1 protein-coding gene is annotated in these 497 nt (G+C 66.3%); it reads left to right on the top strand.

What is annotated here, in order from left to right; translation table 11 throughout:
- Positions 1-497 (top strand): acyl-CoA dehydrogenase family protein (locus AB4Z16_RS28110; RefSeq protein WP_441514587.1); only part of this gene is annotated, 497 nt, incomplete at both ends.

Genomic DNA, 497 nt, shown 5'->3' with positions numbered 1-497 from the left:
GTCGAGTACGGCGGCACCGGCTGGAACGCCATCCAGCGGCTGATCTTCGAGATCGAGACCTTCCACGGCGACGCCCCGCGCCTGCTGCCGACCGGCCTGGCCATGATCGGGCCGGTGTTGCAGAAGTACGGCAACGCGGCGCAGAAGGCCCGCTTCCTGCCGCGCATCCCSRSCATGGARGAYTTCTGGTGCCAGGGCTACTCGGAGCCCGGCGCGGGGTCCGACCTCGCCTCGCTGAAGATGCGCGCCGTGCGCCAGGGCGACCGCTACATCGTGAGCGGCCAGAAGACGTGGACGTCGTATGCGCAATATGCCGACTGGATTTTCTGCCTCGTCCGCACCGATGGCGAGGCCAAGCTCCAGGACGGCATCTCGATGCTGCTGATCGACATGAAGAGCCCCGGCGTGACGATCCGTCCCATTACCACCCTCGACGGGGGCCACGACGTCAACGAAACGTGGTTCGAAGACGTGGAGGTGCCGGTCGAGAACCTGGT

The organism is Allobosea sp. TAF32 (assembly GCF_052113585.1).
GTDB lineage: Bacteria > Pseudomonadota > Alphaproteobacteria > Rhizobiales > Beijerinckiaceae > Allobosea.
Note: the sequence above shows the minus strand (reverse complement) of the source record. Positions and strands in the feature narration are given on the sequence as shown.